At 40.7% G+C, this 20,108-nt stretch carries 17 protein-coding genes; 6 read left to right on the top strand and 11 right to left on the bottom strand.

Translation table 11 applies throughout. The features are described 5' to 3' along the window. Positions 1 to 32 precede the first annotated feature (32 nt). The gene (locus ACIQXP_RS04325; protein WP_293743744.1) at positions 33 to 353 is read left to right on the top strand and encodes a hypothetical protein; all 321 of its coding nucleotides are present in this window, start codon (positions 33 to 35) and stop codon (positions 351 to 353) included. Between the two features lie 36 nt (positions 354 to 389). Here the strand turns inward: ACIQXP_RS04325 and ACIQXP_RS04320 are convergent, their stop codons facing one another. The 3 genes from ACIQXP_RS04320 to ACIQXP_RS04310 are packed head-to-tail and all read right to left on the bottom strand — an operon-like array spanning position 390 to position 6,204. Continuing rightward, complete coding sequence (locus ACIQXP_RS04320; protein ID WP_293743745.1) at positions 390 to 1,745, bottom strand: RagB/SusD family nutrient uptake outer membrane protein; 1,356 nt, start codon at positions 1,743 to 1,745, stop codon at positions 390 to 392. A gap of 15 nt (positions 1,746 to 1,760) precedes the next feature. Continuing rightward, positions 1,761 to 4,949 carry a SusC/RagA family TonB-linked outer membrane protein gene (locus tag ACIQXP_RS04315; RefSeq protein ID WP_387504609.1) on the bottom strand — a complete coding sequence of 1,063 codons (3,189 nt, stop codon included), beginning with the start codon at positions 4,947 to 4,949 and terminating at the stop codon, positions 1,761 to 1,763. Position 4,950: 1 nt separating this feature from the next. Next, positions 4,951 to 6,204 (bottom strand): TlpA family protein disulfide reductase, encoded by a 1,254-nt coding sequence (locus ACIQXP_RS04310; RefSeq protein ID WP_387504608.1) that lies wholly within the window; start codon positions 6,202 to 6,204, stop codon positions 4,951 to 4,953. A gap of 1,397 nt (positions 6,205 to 7,601) precedes the next feature. Between ACIQXP_RS04310 and ACIQXP_RS04305 the strand changes: the two genes are divergently transcribed. Further along, the gene (locus tag ACIQXP_RS04305) at positions 7,602 to 7,859 is read left to right on the top strand and encodes a helix-turn-helix domain-containing protein (protein WP_090987986.1); all 258 of its coding nucleotides are present in this window, start codon (positions 7,602 to 7,604) and stop codon (positions 7,857 to 7,859) included. 322 nt (positions 7,860 to 8,181) lie between these two features. Beyond that, the gene (locus ACIQXP_RS04300; protein ID WP_293743749.1) at positions 8,182 to 8,577 is read left to right on the top strand and encodes a hypothetical protein; all 396 of its coding nucleotides are present in this window, start codon (positions 8,182 to 8,184) and stop codon (positions 8,575 to 8,577) included. A gap of 494 nt (positions 8,578 to 9,071) precedes the next feature. Here ACIQXP_RS04300 and ACIQXP_RS04295 read toward each other — a convergent pair whose 3' ends face one another. From ACIQXP_RS04295 to ACIQXP_RS04260, 8 genes are all read right to left on the bottom strand, one after another. Continuing rightward, positions 9,072 to 10,421, bottom strand: a complete 1,350-nt coding sequence (locus ACIQXP_RS04295) for an alkaline phosphatase family protein (RefSeq protein WP_387504607.1) — start codon at positions 10,419 to 10,421, stop codon at positions 9,072 to 9,074. A 9-nt stretch (positions 10,422 to 10,430) separates the two neighbouring features. Next, positions 10,431 to 11,597: a metabolite traffic protein EboE gene (gene eboE, locus ACIQXP_RS04290; RefSeq protein WP_387504606.1), complete on the bottom strand. Its 1,167-nt coding sequence runs from the start codon at positions 11,595 to 11,597 to the stop codon at positions 10,431 to 10,433. Positions 11,598 to 11,600: 3 nt separating this feature from the next. Continuing rightward, the gene (locus tag ACIQXP_RS04285) at positions 11,601 to 12,764 is read right to left on the bottom strand and encodes a 3-dehydroquinate synthase (protein WP_387504605.1); all 1,164 of its coding nucleotides are present in this window, start codon (positions 12,762 to 12,764) and stop codon (positions 11,601 to 11,603) included. A gap of 26 nt (positions 12,765 to 12,790) precedes the next feature. Continuing rightward, complete coding sequence (gene eboC, locus ACIQXP_RS04280; protein WP_387504603.1) at positions 12,791 to 13,675, bottom strand: UbiA-like protein EboC; 885 nt, start codon at positions 13,673 to 13,675, stop codon at positions 12,791 to 12,793. Positions 13,676 to 13,679: 4 nt separating this feature from the next. Beyond that, complete coding sequence (locus ACIQXP_RS04275) at positions 13,680 to 14,660, bottom strand: TatD family hydrolase (RefSeq protein WP_387504602.1); 981 nt, start codon at positions 14,658 to 14,660, stop codon at positions 13,680 to 13,682. A gap of 25 nt (positions 14,661 to 14,685) precedes the next feature. After that, entirely contained in the window at positions 14,686 to 15,543 is an 858-nt protein-coding gene (locus ACIQXP_RS04270) for an EboA domain-containing protein (RefSeq protein WP_293743755.1), read from the bottom strand. Between the two features lie 22 nt (positions 15,544 to 15,565). Then, positions 15,566 to 15,946 carry a transmembrane 220 family protein gene (locus ACIQXP_RS04265; protein WP_090987998.1) on the bottom strand — a complete coding sequence of 127 codons (381 nt, stop codon included), beginning with the start codon at positions 15,944 to 15,946 and terminating at the stop codon, positions 15,566 to 15,568. A gap of 494 nt (positions 15,947 to 16,440) precedes the next feature. Continuing rightward, positions 16,441 to 17,307 (bottom strand): LysR family transcriptional regulator, encoded by an 867-nt coding sequence (locus ACIQXP_RS04260; RefSeq protein WP_293743756.1) that lies wholly within the window; start codon positions 17,305 to 17,307, stop codon positions 16,441 to 16,443. A gap of 72 nt (positions 17,308 to 17,379) precedes the next feature. On the opposite strand from ACIQXP_RS04260, the gene ACIQXP_RS04255 reads away from it, so the two are divergent. Genes ACIQXP_RS04255 through ACIQXP_RS04245 form a run of 3 tightly spaced genes read left to right on the top strand, consistent with a single transcriptional unit; the run spans position 17,380 to position 20,062 of the window. Then, the gene (locus tag ACIQXP_RS04255; RefSeq protein WP_293743757.1) at positions 17,380 to 17,919 is read left to right on the top strand and encodes a GNAT family N-acetyltransferase; all 540 of its coding nucleotides are present in this window, start codon (positions 17,380 to 17,382) and stop codon (positions 17,917 to 17,919) included. Continuing rightward, positions 17,919 to 18,821 carry a DMT family transporter gene (locus ACIQXP_RS04250; protein WP_387504601.1) on the top strand — a complete coding sequence of 301 codons (903 nt, stop codon included), beginning with the start codon at positions 17,919 to 17,921 and terminating at the stop codon, positions 18,819 to 18,821. Before ACIQXP_RS04255 ends, ACIQXP_RS04250 begins: the two co-directional genes overlap by 1 nt. Positions 18,822 to 18,862: 41 nt before the next feature. Beyond that, positions 18,863 to 20,062: a winged helix-turn-helix domain-containing protein gene (locus ACIQXP_RS04245; protein ID WP_387504600.1), complete on the top strand. Its 1,200-nt coding sequence runs from the start codon at positions 18,863 to 18,865 to the stop codon at positions 20,060 to 20,062. Positions 20,063 to 20,108: the final 46 nt, after the last annotated feature.

Genomic DNA, 20,108 nt, shown 5'->3' with positions numbered 1-20,108 from the left:
TTGATAAGCAGTAAATATCAAACTTAAAAAACATGTTAAAAAAAATCAACTTAGGCCTAGTAGCCCTCGTATTGGGGTTCGGCCTTATCGCAACACAAAGTGCTTTCACTACTAACAGAGCAACTACTTTCTGGGCTTATCAACCAAATCAAGACAATAATTTAAGAGATTACTCAAAGTATATGCATACCTCCGAGCCTTCGGCACAATGCACTGATGATAATGCGCCATTACCATGTGTTATCGAAGTTCCGGAAACAGTTACCACCCAATCAGATCTTCAAGCTTTTTTGGCGGGAAAAACTGACAATGAGATTCTTGCCTTATCGGCTCAACGTACACCAGAACAATAATTATAAAATTAGTGGGGAAACTCTTCCCCACTAATTTTATCTTGGATTTTGCTCAATACCACTTATTGCAATCACATCTTGCGGAATTTCCAGGGCATACCTCTTATCATTTGGTTTAAGTTCATAATTAATTCCATTGGCGATTCTTCTCAACGTAATGTTCGCACCTTCAAGATTAAACCGCTTTAAATCAGTCCAGCGCAAGCCTCTCATTACCAATTCCTTTCTCCGCTCTTTTAAAATCAAACCTAAAATATCCGGTGAATTGGCCGTGTAAGGAATGTAAGTACCACTTTTAAAACGTTTGATCAATAGCGTATTTAGATCATCTACCGCAATTTGTGAATTTCCTAAACGCGCATTACATTCCGCCCTGATGAGGTATTGCTCATCAACCGTAATACCCGGAAATGCACCCTGCCCTGCCCTGTAACTTCCCCTCCAGCCAAAGGTTCCGTTATTGTTATTCTTAAAATACAGGATTTTCCTTAGGTCGTTAGCCGCATATTGGTTAATCAAATCTGCAACAATCTTTGCCCTTGAATTATTCAGAATCTGCGGGATAGCAGCAGCAGATTCATAAATAACCTCAGCATTGAACCTGGCAAAGGGAAATGTAGGCGTAGCACTGATCTGGTTATAATCCAATAAAACAGCTTTAATCTTAAGACATGAATCTGCATATAAGGCTGCTTTTTCATAATCTCTCATACTTAAATAAACACGGGCAAGCAAGCCAAAAGATGCCTGCCTACCAGGGCGGAGCGGATGTACCGATACATTTGGCAGCAAGCGTTTGGCTTCAAAAAGATCAGCAAGAACATAATTGTAACCCCTGGCTACCGATGATCTGACTGAAGTTTTGTTAAAATCAGTAGATTCTCTTATCACAGGACCCAAATCACCATTTGCAGTACTGCTATTATAACCTACAGACCAAAGTTGCAAAACATTGTAATAAGCACGTGCGCGATTAAAATATGCCTGCCCTTTTATATTATCATATTGGGCAGCGTTTGATGAAGTCCGCTCGATTTTCTCCAGATTCTCTAAAACGGTGTTAGCGGTATAGATTAATGCATACAGGTACTCCCAATCGTTGGGAAAGTTTGCACTGGTAAATAAATTATCTTTTTCCCATGTATATAGCCTTCTATTTTGCTCATTTGATAAACTGTTCAAGTCTGCATCAGTCACAAAATAGTCATCAGCACTAACTTCAGCGGCGCCAGGATCTACCGCATTGTTTAAATTTTCGTTATTCAGCAGTGCCTGCAGATCGTCAAGTCGTTCTGGTACGGCCAACTTCATATCAGATTTTTCATCCAAAAATTTTTTACAGCCAGGTAATGACATCGTCAGCACAATAGCTACTAGATATAATATTTTCATATATTTTATTTAAGATTAAAAGCCGGTCCTTAGGCCAATTGAAACTGTTTTAGGAGGTACCAGACCATTTAAACCGATTTCATAGTCAGGATCTAAACCCTGTTTGTTTGCCACCCATATCAGGCCCAAATTTGAAATTGTAGCATAAACCGTTAAACTTCTGAATACTTTCGACTGAAGCTTTGGGCTGTAACTCAGATTAATGTACTGCAGGCGGATATGGTCGCCTTTTGAGATCAGCACTTCTGATCCCCTGTAAAAATTGTCTCTGGCACTAACTGTGGGATATATTTGAGAAGGTACATCCGTGTTAAGTTCATCGCCCGGCTGTTTCCAGCGCAAGCTATAATCAGCATGACCCTGTCCCGTAGTATTCAGGTTAGCATATTGGATGGAATTTCTTCTAAAAAAATAATCAAGCTTAAAGCTAAACTGAACATTAAGCTCAAGGTTACCATATCTAAACCCGTTGCCTAAGCCACCAAATATCCTGGGCACAGCAGAACCATAATAAACCAGATCAGAAAGCTGTGTACCTTGCCCTGTAATCAGGTTATAATCCTCACTTGCGTTGCCGTTAAGGTATCCGATGGGATCGCCGTTAGCAGGATCCAGGCCGCCCCACCTGTAACCATATATCGAGTAAACCGGACTTCCAATGATACCCGAGATGGATGGTCCCCCTGCAATTCCCAAAAAGTTGCTTCCCTGGTAATTTGACAATAAATATTTATCGATCTTATCTCTGTAACCGCTTATATTAAAACTGCTTTTCCAGATTAACCTGCCATCTGTATTGATAGAATTAAGCTGAATCTCCCAGCCATTCCCGCTCATCTCCGCCACATTTTTAACAATTGATTGTCCAACACCACCAGAATAATCTAAACTAGCAAAACCAAATAAATCTTTTCCCTTTTTATGGAAATACTCCAGGGAACCTGACAAGCGGCCTTTCAACATCGAGAAATCGACGCCCAGATTTGTCATTGCAGAAGTTTCCCACTTTAAGGAGGGATTTGAATAGGTATTGAATCTGGCATATGGCAGTCCGGTATTGGTAGAATTCCCTACATAAACAATCGTTGATACTGCAGTCATGGTAGGATCAATATTACCAGTAAGCCCATAAGTTGCCCTGGCCTTTAGCGAACTAAACAGGTCTTTATTGAAAAAAAGCTCATTTAATACATCCCATAATAGCCCTGCAGACCATAATAAATTCCATTTATCATTGGTGTTGACACCAAAAAGATTTGAGGCATCCCTTCTACCGCTTAGTGTAATAGTGTATCTGGATTTATAGGAGTACGAAAGATTTGAAAAAGCCGAAACGAATCTTGTATTTGTAGCTGTTATCCCATTTCTGTCCGTTATAAAAGAATTGTTTCCGGAGATAAGCGAAGGATAGGCGGTCGTATAGTCAACCACCCCGGCAGAAATAATATCATCTCTAAAACCATATAACCTGGAAGATAAACCATTAACCGACGATTGCCTTGTTTCTGCACCAATAAACCCTGCGATAACGTGTGCCGGTGTATTTAAGCCATAGTTAAGCTGACCTCTTATATTATGAACCTGCAAAGAATTGAGCGAATTATCCAGAATTCCTCCTTTCGGCACCTTATAGGTTACAACGTTATTTGCATATTGGGCAAAATCATTAACCAGGTTGCGGGCAAAATAACTTTGCCCATCGCTAAGCACCGAATTTTTCCTTTCCTGATTTTCATATTGGTATTTTAATGTTACAGAAAACCCAAAGGGCAATTTTTGCATTAAAGCGGCATCAAGAATCAGATCTCCTGTCTTAGTCTGGTTTTTAACATGTTCATAATCTGTTAACGGATAATACTTCCAATCGCCCAAAAGGCCACCCGCCAATCCACTTAAATATGATGCGCGCCTATCCTTTGGTATAGCAAGTGCATTGCCATCGGCATCAGCAAATTCTGCATACGGATAAAGATTGCCTGATACAGAACTGATACTTCCATAATCTGGCTTTCCTGTACGCGCAGTGCTATTGGTATAATAAAATCCGGTGCTAACCTCCATGCTTTTATAGGGCTTGTAGGTCATGCTCATTTTTGCATTTAACTTCCTGAAAACAGCATCAGTTACTGATCTGTTGTCGTCAACGCTTACTGAAGAATACCATTTGAATAATTCCTGCCCACCGGAAATATTTACAGAAGCCTGATTGTTCAATCCTGCTGAATAAAAATACTTTTTATACTGATCTCTTACATCCAGCGATTTTAACCGGTCAATCTCTGCCTGCGCGTCATTACCGGATACCGTTCCTTTCTCTTTTTTCAGCAACAGTTCTACAATGGGGCTTAAGGCCGGCTGTTGAGCATTATTGACCTGAGATTGATAAAAACCTTTAGAAAAAAGAAAAATTTCATTATCAATATATTCTGCCGGGCTAATCTGCTTTAACCTTGAAAGGTTGGGGCTTTGAACGACACTGGTATTGATATTTGCATCGATCTTGACTTTCGAATTAAACCGCCCGTTTTTAGATGTGATAACCACCACTCCGTTTCCAGCACGTGCGCCCCATATACTTGAAGCAGCTGCATCTTTCAAAATTGTGATACTTTCCACATCGTTGGGATTTATATTGTTGATGTCGCCCTCGTAAGGAAAATTATCCAGCACAATCAGTGGCGCTTTTGGCCCCTGTATCGAACTTAATCCGCGGATCATCAGCCTTCCACCGCTGTTGGTAGACCGGTCAACAATCAGCCCTGATGAAACTGCCTCTAATCTGGAGATAATGTTAGGCCCCACCTGTTGCGACAATAGTGTATTGTCTAAATTGGTAAATGAGCCTGTAGAGCGTTCCTTCGGCAAGGTCTGGTAACCTGTATGTACCTCTACATCATCCAGAAGCCTTACCACAGGTTGCAAATAAATTTTCAGATCAGCTTTTAAAGGTAAGCTCAGCTTGACTAAAGTTTTTTCATATCCCATTTGGCTTACTTCAAGGGTATATTCTCCAGCATATCCCTTTACCGACACTTTACCTGTGGTATCGCTAAAAAGGATTTTATTAATGGATGTAAATTTCAGCATCACCCCTTCAAGAGGTGTTTTTGTTTCTGCATTGAAAATCCATACCCCGGCTGACCTATCCTGGGCAACTGTGTTTAATGAGATGAGGAAAGCAGTTAAAAATAAGATGTACTTCATATTAGTTTGTTTTATCGGTTTTACTAACTACAAGCATTTCAAGTTCCTGGTGATCGGCCACCAGCGATAAACCGTAGGGGTTTAGCAATGCATTTAACGCTGCGATATCCTTTACTTCCGAAAGTTCCAGATCAACTAAAAAAGTAATTTTAGTATCATCAAAAACCGGGTTTTTAACAAAAGAACAGTCCTGAATATCATTTATCAGGTTGGCTATGGGTTGGTTGATTAATTTCGATCCTTTATGGAAACCCAAATTAGCTGGCCGTCCGCCCTTTGTTTTCAGCTGGCGGGCAGCCTTTGATGGTGAATACTTTAGCTTGTATACTGCGGTATTGATTACTTTTACCGCTGCAGAGTATCCTGAATTTTCGTTCAGGTAATTCAGGGTTAGTTTTTTTAATATAGCCGATTTTCGGCTTGGTACCCAAAAATCTACAGTCCAAAGGTCATCTGGCTTTAAAGATGGATTATTAAATCCGTCTGTATCATCGAAATCAAGCTTAAACCGCTGATCAGAGAACCAAGGGAATTCTGCCCTCGCCAGCACACTATACAGCCATCTTAGCGGATGGTTGAAAATGATCATTCCGGTATTTGGTCCGTTAGAACGGACCGTGGAACTCGAAATACCCGGTATTCTACCTTTGATTAACAGGTTAAACGATTGCATTCCCTCAGGATTCCGCTTCATCATTAAAACCGTATTTGGGTAAATGTAATTTACGGGCGTTAAACTTAAATTTCCGGATAAGACTGCCCTGATATTTTCTTCAGTTAATGCATCACCCTCGGTGGTATTCTTCACTATTCCCTGGTTATCGATCCAAACCAGATGAGGAATCTTGTTGTGTAGAAAGAGCCGGTTTAACGCTTTATCATCTACAATTGAAGTAAAATCCCTGCCAATAGGATTTCTTGCTGAAGAATAAAAAGTGGAAACCAGTTTCTCGTTATCTGTCGTTACGCTTAAGATATTGATCTCTCCACGAAACAACCTGGCAAGCCTTTCCTGTTCTGGCATCCCTTTAATACATGGAATACAAAAGGTAGCCCAAAAATCGATAACCAACGGTTTGCCTCTAAATTCCTGCATATCCTTCCGCACTACCTTACCATCCACCATAAAATTTCTGGGGCTGGTCCAGAAAGCATCTGGCACCCGATCACCCACTTGTAAGGCCATTTGGGACCCCTGGGCATGTAAAAAAAGAGAAAAAACAAGCATCATGCCTGTCGTAATAAATACTTTCATAAAATTGAGTTAATTAGCCTGAATCGGAATTTTTAAAAGGCTTTAGGCAGTTTAAAACTGCGCTAAAGCTTGCCGTACCTGCTTTGCGGATCAGGAGTACCGGCATCAGATAATTTGTTAATCCGCTTAACATTTTAAGGATAAAAATGCTACACCGAAATCGTTGCTAATGGTTTTATGGGTTAGTTGATATGTAAATAAAAAAGTCCTGCCAGCAGATTCAATTCTAAAAGATTGAATTTTGGTGAAATGTGAAAAGCAAGACTACAATTTTCGTTTGGCTTGAACTTCACAACATACAGCAATCAAGCAGAAACCACCTAATTTTTCCTATACGCTCCGCATTGATCAACTTTATAAAAAATAAATGGAATATGGCTATCGCTAAAATTGCAGCCTTGATGATTATGCCCCATGATCAACCAGCACGATGTGTAGGTAAAAGGCAGACATTCAAAATCCCCTGCCTCATCCATCTTATCAGTATGTGTATCCTTCGGAACAGCCGTGTTCAAATTTTCATTTTGTTCAAAAACATACCATATCGCCAGTGGACTGTACAACAAAGCCCAGCAAAAGAAAAAAAGCGGCAAATAAGCATTGTTGAATCTCATCGTTTAATTGGCGTGATCCGGTTAATTTGAACTTTAAAAATTAGCCTTATCGGATATTGATTTAAAAGGAAAAAAAGTATTTAGGCGAAAAATCTAGACATAACAATCCCATTGCAGCATAAGCCACTTAGTTTTTATAAAATATTCCGTCTAAACCAAAGTTTAACCGGCATATCAATAATCTCTGCAAAAAGGAATAAGGCAGGCCATCATCATTAAAAAACCTAAATTTCATTAACCTTTAAGGTTAGCCTGCCTTATCAAAAAACTATTCGGGATTTTTAGGTTTCAAGGCATAAAGCCTATCGAAAGGACAACTTAACAGGGATTGATATAGAAATATCTGCAAATAACAAACAAATAAACAAACATACTGGCGTACACCTACTTCGGTAAGCAACAACCTATTCATCTTATTTATTTTTTGCGTTCCCATAACTATATGTTATGAGTCTTGCCGGAGAGAAAAAAAAGTGGGCTTCCCAAACCATAACCTCATAATGTTTCTCACGCCTTACGTTGAAATGGAATTACAGCAGAAGCCCACTCTTATGTTGGAAAGCTAAAGATAGCAATTCCGCTATAAGAAATGGGATAAAATCTGCTGTCTTGCTCCAACGGCGTGAGATTTGAGGTTGCAAGACTCTTAATTTTACCTTTTACTGGTCTATTTTTTTTTGTTACGTAAATGTAAATAAAAAAAAGACAAATGTCAAGTAATTGCATGACGATTTTGAATAAAATATAAAAGACATTGCCAATTGTATTTTTATTAGCAATGAAATGATCAGTGAGAAAGAAAAAATAATTCTGAAAAGCTTTGGCGAGCATTTAAAATCCTTAAAAGAGAAACAGGAACTTTCTTATCGCGAATTTTATAAAAGAAGTGGGGTAAACACCGGCGACATCATTAAATATGAAAATGGCGAAACCAGCCCAAATTTTATTACTATTATGCGACTGGCCATCGGTTTAAAAATCCATCCGACAGTACTGCTTGATTTTGACTTTGGAATAGATTTCAGCGCTGGACTGGAATAAAATATACAACGGTAATTGCTGGAGTTTTTGATGGCAACCTCAGGATTGACACTGATATTAAATCAATCCAACCTGCATTGGCAAAGCATCCTCGGCTTCCTTCCTTATTTATAACAACCATTAGAAACAGCTGTCTGCAACCTGTAGCAGAAGAACGTTAAAAATATTTGCGGCTAAAATAACCCTGATAGTTGTGAGGTCAGCACACTAGTCCGCTCTCCATAGGTAAATGAAGATATTCACCCGCAAAAATAAATAGCTAAATTCAGCCTGCCAGTAGCGTTTTGAGATTCATCTGCGTATAAGCTGCAAATTAAACTTTATGAAAAAAATTTTATTCTTTTTGGCGGCTGTAGGCATGATCAATGCATCGTGCAAAAAATCAGACTATAGTAATGATGGCAAAGGCGAAGTTTACGGAAAATGGAAACTGACCGAAACCTTGTTCGATATTGGTAATGGACAAGGGAAATACACAAAGGTTTCAGGTGGTGCCAAATATTTGATTCTGGAGAAATCAGTAGATAAAGCCGGAATAATTAAGGGTGATGCAATCCCAAATCTGTTTTCCTTTAAAATATTGGACAGTGTACAAATGGAGGTTTATAGCGACAACAATAAAATGCCGGCAATTTTCCGATACCGGGCTTCAGCAAAATCGCTGGAACTTAACCCACCTTGTATTGAGGGTTGCGGGTATAGGTTTATAAGAGAATAATAATTTGGGGTCAAGGTTTAAAAAAGTATAAAAATACACATTGTCAGTCTCAGGGGTAATCTAATGGATAACATAAATATGAATGCCAGATAAAATTTAATTAGTAATATCCCCGGGGAATCGTCATTCCCAACTTGAGTGGAATCTTAAAACGTTTGCTTTAAGACGCCCAAATGCGCGGGAATCACGACCCTGCTAACAGACTCTGTTAATGGTAGACTGTCAAAGACTTTTCCTGGAAACAAAAACTAATTGCCATTCTACGTGCACGTTGATTGATACCTTAGAAAAAGTCGTTATTATAAAAAGGAATGACGAAGCTATCTTTCTTGGAGGCGATCTTTGCGATAAAAGATTGCTTCCAAGAAAATTCGGGGCTAGCTGTCGGCTGAAAAAGGCTTCTCGCAATCACGATTTTTTTTACAATATCATTGCTCAAAATCACAAACCCTAGCTGATCCGATTGCGATCGGATCAGTAGAATGATTACCTTTTTAAACCGTTAAACTATCCCAAATTACCTGATAAATATCAGGTGCCTGCAAGGTCTTATCAATTGCTTTTGAAGTAACCAGAACAGGTTTATATTGATCAGCGGTATTGATGCCGCCATGCGACCCTTTAACCAGCGTAGCGTCAAGCGGAATGACATCCATCACATAACGAAAGCCGGCCTTTTTTCTCAAAAGTTTATATCCTGCCCTAAATTTTGAGGTCATAAACATCTCTACCGGATCGTATCCAGGTTTTTTATGAATATCTACTACCCTGGCGTAATCCGGTGCCTTCGCATCATCTAACCAGAAATAATAAGTAAACCAGCTGTTCTCTTTTGCAACCAGTACCAGATCGCCAGAACGTTTATGGTTAACATGGTATTGTTCCTGCTCTTTTTTATCAAGTATCAAATCAATACCAGGTACATTTTTCAATAGCGCTTTAACCTGTTCGGTAACACTTTTATCATTAATATAAACATGTGCCACCTGATGATCGGCCACAACAAAGGCTTTTGAAGCTCCCGCATCAAGCAATTCCAGTCCTCTTTCTTCACGGATCTGGATCAGGCCATGTGTTCTGAACAAACGATTCAGATGAATGGGCTGATTTACAGGCGCAATACCATATTCAGACAGTAAAATGATGCGTGCACCCCTGCTTTCATAAAAATGCACCAGTTCTTCTACCACCTGGTCAATTTCTTTCAGCTCGTCGCTGATTTTTTCCAGCTCAGGGCCAAACTTTTGCAGGCAATAATCTAAATGAGGCAGATAAATTAAGGTAAGTGTCGGATTATGCAGTTTTTCGGTTTCCATCGAAGCATCTGCAATCCACTTTGTTGATTTGATATTGGCACCTGGTCCCCAGAACTGAAACAAAGGGAACTGGCCCAGCTTAGCCTGCAAATGATCGCGAAGTTCGGCCGGTTGCGAATAGCAATCAGGCAATTTACGTCCATCGGCCAGGTAATTAGGCCGTGGTGTTACCGAAAAATCAGCTGTAGAATACATATTGTACCACCAGAACATATTGGCACAGGTAAAATCTGGATCTTCCTTTTTAGCCTGATCCCAGATTTTTTCAGCATTAACCAGTTTGTTAGACTGTTTCCAGAATTTGATTTCCGCATCCTCATGGTCATACCAGCCATTGCCCACAATCCCGTTTTCTGAAGGAAATTTACCCGTCAGGTAACTCGACTGTACCGCCGTGGTAACCGCTGGCAATAAAGGTTCAATCGTACTGAGGTGGTGTTCAGCGATGTATTTCTGAAGAAAGGGTGTATGTTTTCCTATCACAGAATTAGATAAGGCTACAATATCGATAACAACGGTTTTATGCATATGCTTCACTTATAATATTTTTTTTACCCAGTCCAGTTCTCTGATAATGGAATCGTTAAGGGGCGCTTTTAACGCTGTAGGCAAAACTTCCCAGGTATAGGTTTCTACTTCTAAATGATCGGTAAACGGATTAGTTTTCTGAAGGTTCAGCACGGCTGTAATATCCGATTGCGTAGATTGGATCAGGCCCATGTCTTCTACAAAAATAGGCACATGGAAATGCGCCCGCCATTCCTCTACTGCATAGTTTTTACTTTCTGCCAGTGCTTCTTTAAGATCGGGATAACGAATTAAACTGCCATCATTTTTTTTGGCGATTACCTGATGAAGATAAACAGGTTCATCAAATCGGGCAAGCTGATCCAATACCACGGTTCTTTCTACCTCAGAAGAGGGCAATTTAGCTTTTAGCGCCGCACTGATCTGGATTTTCCCAATTTTGATACCTTTTTGCTGCAATTCTTTGATAATAGCGGTATGTGGTTCGTAACCGATTGCAAAATGGCAAACATCATAACATAAACATATGTGTTTTTTGATCAGGCTTTCATCTTTTCCGGCAGGTAAAAGTATATCTTCGTACCACTCAATAAATTCCCGTCCAGATTCAAGAAAACCATCCGGTTCGGGTTCAATATCCAAATGAATAACCTTGCCCCTCTGGCTAAAAATACGATGTAGACCTTCCGCCACTTGTATAATATTGGCCGTTGCACTTAATGTGGCGTTTTTTCTCGCCCCTATATCATTAAACCAGGGCTTATAACTTAATGGTGAGGTTGAAATACCACCTTCCATATCATCAGGAAGCAGCCTCGACAGGATTTCTGCTAAACGAAGCGTATATTCAACACGCTCTACCGTTGTCCAATCGGGCGCATGTACCTGATCTTTCACCCTGGTATGGTGAAAACCGCCGTATGGAAATCCGTTCATGGTAAAAACGTAACCACCTTCCTGTGCAAGCCACTGCTTAAATGTTTCAAGATGATTTCCCTCCAACAGTTCGATGCTGGCCAGGTTGGAAAGGCGTAAACCGATCCCCATGGGTGCATCTGGAGATAATTGTGCTTTTAGTATTGGGAAACTAGATTTTAACACATCAAAATGTGCCGCCCAGTTTTCGCCCGCGTAAATATTGGTACAGAAGGTTAAGTGCCCTGAAGTTAATTTCATAGCTTAAAGTTGAATACCAGCGGTCTGTTGATTTAAAATTTCTGCGGCCTGTTTTAAAATGTCGGCATCAATTTCATGGACTTCTTCGCCACTGCCCAGTCCGGTAAGCAAAGTAATGGTAAGCTGCCCGCCAAGATGCTCACGGAATTCTTCCAATCCATCCAAAATCAGACTGCTGCCTTCCTTAACCTGCAACAACGGGTGCGTGAGTTCAAAACCAAGTTGCTGAATCAGGTTAATCACCCGTTGTGCGTCTTCAGCACTGATCCTACCCGATAAATTTGAATATACAGTATCTAAAGCAATGCCCATGGCAACCGCCTCCCCGTGTCTCACTTCAAAATTGGTGAGGTATTCCAGTTTATGTGCACTCCAATGGCCGAAATCCAGTGGACGGGCCGAACCGTTCTCAAATGGATCGGCACTGCGGATATGTTCCATATGTAATTTCGCGCATTTCCAGATCTGGTAGTTCATCGCGGTGGTATCGCGATTTGCAAGTGCAACGGCGTTTGCTTCCAGCCATTCAAAAAATCCGGCATCTTTAATCAGCGCCACTTTAACCGCTTCGGCAATACCTGAACGCCAATCGCGGTCAGATAAAGTATTTAAAAATACTTCATCGTTAAAAACAGCAACGGGTGGTGAAAAAGTGCCCAGAAAGTTCTTTTTATTGAAATAATTGATTCCGTTTTTTACCCCAATACCCGAATCGTTCTGCGAAAGCACGGTACTCGGAATCCTGATGTGTTTAATGCCCCGGTGTGCAACGGTAGCCGCATAACCCACCATATCAAGTACTGCCCCGCCACCAATGGCCGCAACAAACGAATGCCTGTCTATACCATATGTATTAATGGCTTCTAATACCTGATCAAAATATCCCGTGTCATTTTTCACCTGCTCTCCACCTGGGATGACCAGCATATCCTGAACCAGTTGAGTTTGATGATACTGTAAAAAATAGGCTTTAATTTGCGTAGTAAGTCCTGGGTGTGCATCTGCTACCCCCTTATCAATCACAAATAAAATTTTCTTTATTGCAGCAGCCGGATTTAAGTTAACCAAAAAACTGTTCAACAATTCGTTTTCAGGCGAAAAAAGCGAAGAGGTGAAGAAAACGTTATAATGATACTGTACAGTAAAGGATTGATGTAAATGTTCCATAACAATTGCGAAGGTGTGTTTGATGGTTAAGTAACGGCAAATAATTTAGAAAGCCAAATGGATAAAGGCAATAAAGCTGCTATGATAAAAGCCAGAATCAAAGCATCAAAGGTTACCGCCCAGGCAGCATCCATCAGAATAAGTGAAATGACGCCGGCTTTTACTGCGCCACCGATATTTTTGCCAACAGGCTCTTTTATGGCTTTTATAAGTGGCCTGAAAATCATAAAGGCAAAAGGAACCAGGAACAGCAGCGACCATGCCAGCCTGTTGTTTACAAAAGCAAAATAACCAATTGCGAAAATCACTATGGCATACAAAAAGGCTGCTACATATAAATTTTTAGCACAGCCTCCATGAACTTCGCCACGGCTGGTCATGGTAATGGAAAAAATATAGATTACCGGAACAATAGCCAGATAATAATGGCTCCATAACATTTCTGGCACCACACTAAGGCCCAACAACAGGTTAAATCCACGGCATAGGCCCATATTCAACGGTCCGAAAAAAGAATGGTGTTTCCCAAATTTATTATAAACTAAGGCAAAAACAGCTACCAGAAGGGCCAATAATCCCGAGGTCAGACTGTTTAAAGCCGCAAAAGCAATTCCCGCAAACAGTAGCAGGCCTCCTAATAAGGTTGCATCCCGTAAACTGATTATGCCACTGGGAATAGCCCGTTCCGGACGTTCTATTTTATCCAGATCTGCATCAAAAACATCGTTAAAAACGATCCCTCCGCCATATAAACAGGCGGTTGATGCTGCCAATAACATAATAGACAGCCATGGGATAGGAAAGCCAATGCTTAAAACCCCTGAAATGGCAATCCCTGCCAGAATATCGGCTACCGAAGTAACGATGTTGGCCGGGCGCATCATGCGCAGATAGACAGTTATTTTTTTCAATACTTTAACTAATAATGATAGAAGATTTATCTGGTCTGGGCTGCTGTCCGCCTCTTAAGATGGTATTACCTTCAAACTTCTCTGTAAGGTCTATCTGTGCGTTAAAATCACTTTCATCAAGTTGTCCACTCTGTGCAAAAGCCTTTATGGCATTGTTGTAGGTAACCAATTGAATATCCTGATCGCTTAGTCCACGCATTTTCATCAGGGCGGCAGTTTTCGGTACCGCCAGGGAGTCGCTAATGCCCCAATCGGCAGCAGAATTGACCATAATACGCTCCGAACCATATTGCTTTACAATTTCTACCATACGCTCGTTACCCATTTTGGTAAAAGGATAAATGGTAAAAGCTGCCCAAAAACCTCTGTCTAATACCTCTTTTACCGTTTCTTCATTATTGTGATCGATAATCACGCTATAAGGATCAAGGCCATGCTCCAAAGCAATATCCATGCTGCGCTGGGTGCCCTTTTTCTTATCGCGGTGTGGGGTATGTACCTGAACAGGCAAACCTGCTTCCTTAGCAAGTTCCAGCTGCAAACGGTAATACTTTTCTTCGGCAGCAGTCTGATCATCAAAACCAATCTCGCCAACACCAACCACACCTTCTTTATAAAGAAACAAAGGCAGGATTTCCATTACCTGTTCGGCCAGGCTCTCGTTATTGGCCTCTCTGGAGTTAAGACCAATGGTGCAATAATGTTTAATGCCAAATTGAGAAGAACGGAAACGCTCCCAACCGATCAGGCTGCTGTAGTAATCCCTAAAACTATCCAATCCGGTACGGGGCTGGCCTAACCAAAATGCGGGTTCTATCAAAGCAACAACACCAGCATCGGCCATAGCCTGATAATCGTCTGTTGTTCTCGAAGTCATGTGCACATGTGGGTCGAAGAATTTCATTCCCTTTACCGCACTGATATCGAAAGCTTCAGGCTCGCCCATCATGGCTTTATCTCTTTCTATTGAACTGCTACAACACATATCTTTATCTTAGATTTTTTATAGGTTAAAATGAATTCCAGTTTAAGCTTCCATCGGCCAGGGCCAATTTAAGTTCAGGAAAAGTATTGATATAATCTTTTGCCGGTTGGTAATCAGACTGCGAAATGGCCAGCGCAATGGCGCGTTGTTCCATCTGGTTATAATGCTGCAAACCCGTTTTAAGGGTCTCAAAAATTTCAGGATTGATAAATCTACCCACCAGGCGCCACAACTGTGGATGTACTTCCCTACCCGCAGCCCAGCGTTCCTGAGCGTAATCTACCAGCGTTAAAGCAAGCTGCAGATTGGCGCGTTGATCTAACCCCACTATCAGTTTAATATTCTTCTCGGTAAAAAAAGCTTTCAGCACCAGCTGGTTCCATGCGGCTTCATCCAGGTTTGCTGCCGGATAAGGATTATTTTCCATAATGGCTTCGAGTACAGAACCAATATTGCTCCTGATCCCTTCAGCACAGCGTTTCGCCCAGATTTCGGGATGGGGTAAAAACGGAAGAGCCGAATATAAAGCCACAGCTTCGTTTACTTCTGCCGACAAAAATAAGCGGTTAATGGATGAAAATAAAAGTTCTTTATCTCCCGGATCCAAACCTGCCAATAGCCACACCCGGGCGAGCCTGTCTATTGTCCAGCTGTTGATATACCCAAAACCTGCCGCATTCAGCACTGCTTGCTGCTCATCAGAAATAGCAACCGGTAATTTACCCGTTTTGCGGGGCAGCATCACAAATACCTTGGCCAACAGTGTAGCTTGGTCTTTAGCTTGTGAAAATTCCTCCAGCCACTTTTCGGCTTCTACACTGATGTTATTTTTAACAACAGCTCCTATAATCTCATTCACGGCCTTCATATGCTCATTTCTCATAAATAAATGTCAAAAAAAGCTATTAGGCGGTAATACCTGCAGAAACAAAATAGTTGATCAGCAGCGCTCCTGCAATAATCAACAGGCCAAAAAATTCCCTTGTTTGCTCGATATAAGGTTTGGTAGCCTGCATGCTCTGCACCAGGCTCTCACGCCTGTACTTGGTGATCCAGTCGCGCACGCCATCTTTCGCAAAGAAAAGAATAACCGCATAAATTAAATAAAAAGCGGTTAAAAACAGGTAAGCAAACGGATAATACTTACCGGCAGCAGCCAATCCACAGCATATTGCAGCACTTAAATAAATAGACACCCATAAAAAAGCGTCGTTATCATTAAGGTTTACATAGGCAAAACCCAAAAAGGAGATACAGAAAATAATGTTGAGAATAAGTAAAAGCATTTTAATTATTTGGTTTAAACAAATCGATTCACCGATTTTTCAATAAAAAACAAAGTTATTTAAACTGGATGCTTTTTTTGCCTATAAAATGTAAATTATATACTGCAGTAAAATATTTTTTTGATTAATAACTGGAATCATAAAGCTGAATCTAAGTAGAGACCTATTTAACTTAACGAAGGGAAAATAATATCAAACATAATATTTGCCTGTTCCTTAAAGCGTCGTCACCCTGGCCAGCAGCGCTACGACGTAAACCGAGCCTTAAGCGAGCTCACCGAAGGTAATTCATTTCAGGGTCTTTCCAGCCTAAAAAAATGATGACCACCAAGGCTTTTAAAACAATAGAAAACGACTAATAAAATAAATCCGACAGCAATCGGATCAGCACGACGGATCGATATGATAAGGGTCAGTTAAAAACACTTTTTTTGTTTAATATCGATTAAGTTCGGGTCGGATCTTTATACTGGGCACTAAGATGGAATTATCTTTTATTCCTCAAAAACAAGTTTCAAAATATTGGCCAGTACAGGATTGTGATCATCGGAACGCCAATTAATCCATAAATCTGTTTTAAATGGTAGTGGGATAAAGCGCAAACCCGGACTTTGATGGTGCATATAGGAATCGGGTAAAATGGCTATGCCCAGGCCCTTTCTCACTAATGCGATGATGGCAGAACCAAATTCAGAGTGTAAAAACACATCCGGAACAAAATCGTAAAATTTAAATAATGCCTGGATGATCTCGCCATAACTGCTTCCCTCATCTTTGGTGGGCAGTATAAATTTTTGCTTTTTCAGGCTTTCGGTAGAAAGGTCTCCGAACACGTTAAAAGGATGTTCTACCGGAACCACCAATGCAAGGTGATCGGAATACAGTTTTTTAGCCCTTATCCCCGGTTCGCTGTTGATATCTCTAGTGATGGCCAGGTCAATCTTATAGTTTTTTAAAAAATCCAGTTGATTTTCAAATAAAACCTGTACCAACTTGATCTGAAGCCGGGGAAGTACTTGCGTGATCTTAGCCAGCATATCAGGCATGAGCGAAGCCGATATGGAATCGGGATGTGCAATGGTAATGGTTCCACGCTCGCCTAAGTGGAGCTGCTTAGCAAATTGATGGATATATTCCAGTTCATTTAATTCGATTTCCCACTTTTCTTTCAGGAATTTGCCTGCCGGCGTAAGTTTCACATTACGCTTATTACGCTCAAACAGCTGCAGGCCCAATTCATTTTCGAGCGATTGGATCTGGCGGCTGAGTGCTGACTGCGTAATGTTAACCTTCTCTGCAGTTTTCCAATAATGAAGCTGCTCTGCAAGGGCTAAAAAATATTTGATTCTTTGGAGATCCATTAATGCAAAATATGCATTAATAAATGAAATAATAACATTTTAAATCATTTAACAACTCATTACATTCGTAACATGAAAATCAGCATTGAAAAGGTGACCACAAACGACATCCCTAAACTTCAGGAAATTGGGAGAAGCACATTTTATGAAACTTTTGCCAGTGTAAATACGGAAGACGATATGAAAGATTATCTGGAAAAAAGTTTTTCGGAGGAGAAATTGAAAACGGAACTGAATAACAGGGATTCGCAGTTTTATTTTGCGATGGTAGATGATAATGTTGTGGCCTATTTGAAAATCAATTCTGGTGAAGCACAAAACGAAAAAATAGAAGATGCCATTGAAATTGAACGGATTTACGTACAACAAGCATTCCATGGCAAAAAAGTAGCCCAGGCCCTTTATCAAAAGGCTATTGATATAGCCTGCGAACAAGGGGCAAAATGGGTGTGGCTTGGAGTATGGGAAGAAAACCACAGGGCTTTACGGTTTTACGAAAAAAGTGGTTTCAAAGCATTTGGAAAACATGCGTTCTGGCTCGGTAATGATGAGCAAACCGATTTGTTAATGAAAAAAGAACTGGATCATCCAAACGAATTAAAGACATTATAATGGAAAAAAGAACCCTTTTCCTGATTTTACTCATCCTGGGCACCGCTTTCTGGGGCATTTCTTTTTCAGTTACCAAACTGGCCATTGGCCATGGTCAGCCACTTTTATTTTTATGCTATCGTTTCCTTTTAGCCACTATGGTTTTATCCGTAATTTTCTGGAAGCACGTAAAGAATCTTAATATAAACACGATTAAAACGGGTGCGGGCCTTGCAATATCGCTTGTATTGGGCATTTACCTGCAAACCCTCGGTATTACACATACTTCAGCATCGCAATGTTCCTTTGTAGCCGGCATCACCGTGGTGATCATTCCCGTAATCAAACTGATCATTTACCGAAAAGCTGCGCCACTGAAAATATGGATTGCGGCCTGCGTAGCGCTTACTGGCCTTTTCATCATATCGCTTACTGATAAATTGAGTATTGGTATCGGCGATTTGTATACCATTACCGGGGCTTTTTGTTTCGCCGTATATTTAATTCAGGTTGAAAAGAAATCGAAAGAAGGTGATATTGTACCCAGCATAGTGCCCATGTTTGCCACCTGTGCTCTTTTCACTTTTTTATTGGCCTACTTACAAAACAACACGGTCTGGATTCCCGACACGCAAACTTTTTGGTTCGGTATCATATTCTGTGCATTATTTTCTACTGCATACATGTATACCATATCAAACATCGCTCAAAAATACATCAGCGCCGAAAGGGTATCGATCATTTATCTTTTCGAACCGGTTTTTGGTGCTATTGCCGCACATTTTATGCTGGGTGAAGCCATTACCTCCCGCTTATTAATAGGAGGAGGATTGATTTTTACAGCCACGCTGATTTCGGAGCTTAAATGGAGGATACATGGCGAGATGGCAATAGCAAACTTATCCAAACAGAAAAAGGGTTAAGCAATATTTGATGCCTGATAAATGATCAATATCTTAGCACAATGGAAGCTATTGAACTTAGCAGATCGCAGGCACGGAGAATGATTTTACACGCAGCAGGACTCTCCGGAAAAGCGCAGTTTGGTACTGGTATTGACGCCGTTAACCGGGTAATTGACCATTTGGGTTATGTACAGTTAGATACCAACTATGTTGTAGAACGTGCCCACCATCATGCCCTGTTTACACGGGTTCCGGATTATCAAACAGAATGGCTTGCAGCCTTATGTAATGATGGTGATGTTTTCGAATATTTCACTTCCGATGCAGGATTTCTGCCCATGCACGATTTCCGATTTTCGCTTCCGGTAAAAAGAGCATTTGCAACGCAGGGTGGCCCCTTAACAAAAGTGCAATCGGATTTAATGACACAAATTCTAGATCAGGTTGAGCGGGATGGGGCGGTGATGGTTGGCGATTTTGAGAACGACCGTATAGAAGCCAGCTCGGGCTGGTGGGATTGGCGCCCGGCAAAGGTTGCATTAGAAAGGCTTTACCTGGAAGGCAAACTGATGATCAGCCGCAATAGCGCATTTCAAAAAGTTTACCAGCTTCCTTTGGATGTAATACCACATGATACCGACCAAACAGAACCTACTGACGAAGATTATGCACGTTACATAATTAAACGCACCCTCGGTGCACTGGGCATTTCATCGGTAAAAGAAATGGCCTGGCGTGCCCGCCGCGTAAAAGGCAACCTGGTAAAAAAAGAACTGGAAAAGATGCTTCAGGCGGGAGAAGTTAAAACGGTAATAGTAGATGGTGTGAAAGGACCGCTATACATACTTTCGGATACCGATGTTAATGTTAATATAGAAGACGAAGTTTTCATCCTCTCGCCTTTTGACATCCTGAATGTTTTTCGCGCCCGTTTAAAAGATTTTTTCGACTTTGATTATCAGATTGAATGTTTTGTGCCCGCACCTAAACGAAAGTTCGGCTATTTCTCTCTACCGATTTTGGCCGGAGAAAGATTTATTGCCAGAATGGATGCCAAAGCCGACCGGAAAAAGAAAACACTGATCGTTCAAAACCTCCATTTTGAACCTATTGAAATTGATGACATAACGATCGATAAACTTATCGGTCATTTAAAGGAATTTACTTTATTCAATAAGTGTAATGATGTGATCTTTAAAAAATCAAACCGTAACGATCTGCTTAAATTCATCAGTAAAGCATTTTCGGATGGATATTAAGTTTGAAAGATCTACATCTGAAAAAAACTAAACTCTTGCAATGTTA

Source organism: Pedobacter suwonensis, from assembly GCF_044762335.1.
In the GTDB taxonomy this organism is placed as follows: domain Bacteria; phylum Bacteroidota; class Bacteroidia; order Sphingobacteriales; family Sphingobacteriaceae; genus Pedobacter.
This window is presented reverse-complemented; position numbering and strand designations above follow the sequence as displayed.

Coding starts and splice junctions, on each gene's coding strand:
- ACIQXP_RS04275 (WP_387504602.1), bottom strand. CDS start 14,660: ATGTGTTGTAGCAGTTCAATAGAAAGAGATAAAGCCATGATGGGCGAG.
- ACIQXP_RS04315 (WP_387504609.1), bottom strand. CDS start 4,949: ATGAAGTACATCTTATTTTTAACTGCTTTCCTCATCTCATTAAACACA.
- eboE (WP_387504606.1), bottom strand. CDS start 11,597: ATGAAATTAACTTCAGGGCACTTAACCTTCTGTACCAATATTTACGCG.
- ACIQXP_RS04295 (WP_387504607.1), bottom strand. CDS start 10,421: ATGCATAAAACCGTTGTTATCGATATTGTAGCCTTATCTAATTCTGTG.
- ACIQXP_RS04250 (WP_387504601.1), top strand. CDS start 17,919: ATGGAAAAAAGAACCCTTTTCCTGATTTTACTCATCCTGGGCACCGCT.
- ACIQXP_RS04325 (WP_293743744.1), top strand. CDS start 33: ATGTTAAAAAAAATCAACTTAGGCCTAGTAGCCCTCGTATTGGGGTTC.
- ACIQXP_RS04300 (WP_293743749.1), top strand. CDS start 8,182: ATGAAAAAAATTTTATTCTTTTTGGCGGCTGTAGGCATGATCAATGCA.
- ACIQXP_RS04245 (WP_387504600.1), top strand. CDS start 18,863: ATGGAAGCTATTGAACTTAGCAGATCGCAGGCACGGAGAATGATTTTA.
- ACIQXP_RS04260 (WP_293743756.1), bottom strand. CDS start 17,307: ATGGATCTCCAAAGAATCAAATATTTTTTAGCCCTTGCAGAGCAGCTT.
- ACIQXP_RS04305 (WP_090987986.1), top strand. CDS start 7,602: ATGATCAGTGAGAAAGAAAAAATAATTCTGAAAAGCTTTGGCGAGCAT.
- ACIQXP_RS04320 (WP_293743745.1), bottom strand. CDS start 1,745: ATGAAAATATTATATCTAGTAGCTATTGTGCTGACGATGTCATTACCT.
- ACIQXP_RS04265 (WP_090987998.1), bottom strand. CDS start 15,946: ATGCTTTTACTTATTCTCAACATTATTTTCTGTATCTCCTTTTTGGGT.
- ACIQXP_RS04270 (WP_293743755.1), bottom strand. CDS start 15,543: ATGAGAAATGAGCATATGAAGGCCGTGAATGAGATTATAGGAGCTGTT.
- ACIQXP_RS04285 (WP_387504605.1), bottom strand. CDS start 12,764: ATGGAACATTTACATCAATCCTTTACTGTACAGTATCATTATAACGTT.
- ACIQXP_RS04310 (WP_387504608.1), bottom strand. CDS start 6,204: ATGAAAGTATTTATTACGACAGGCATGATGCTTGTTTTTTCTCTTTTT.
- ACIQXP_RS04255 (WP_293743757.1), top strand. CDS start 17,380: ATGAAAATCAGCATTGAAAAGGTGACCACAAACGACATCCCTAAACTT.